1 pseudogene is annotated in these 277 nt (G+C 31.4%); it reads left to right on the forward strand.

The features are described from left to right. Window positions 1–91: 91 nt before the first annotated feature. A pseudogene (locus tag AAEZ18_RS18740) lies at window positions 92–277 on the forward strand (globin); the annotation flags it as partial.

The following is a 277-nucleotide window of genomic DNA, read 5'->3' on the forward strand; positions in this document are numbered from 1 at the left end:
CTAAAAAAACGTGCAGAATTTTATCTGCCCGCTATAATCAATTTTATGCCACTTAATAATAATAGTTATTAATCACTGCAGCGAGATAAAAATGAACCAACAACAATCAGCATTGTTAAATAACTTAACAATTATTAAGCCAAATTTTCATGCATTCACGGCTCGATTTCACAGTAAATTGGCTGAATCTAGCATTGAAATGAATTACCCAACAGCCTTACAATTTAACGAAAAGAGTTTTACCCTTTTTTGTGTGTTAGAGCGAATTGTTAAACAT

It is taken from the genome of Pseudoalteromonas sp. 19-MNA-CIBAN-0066, assembly GCF_040308705.1.
Classification (GTDB): domain Bacteria; phylum Pseudomonadota; class Gammaproteobacteria; order Enterobacterales; family Alteromonadaceae; genus Pseudoalteromonas; species Pseudoalteromonas nigrifaciens.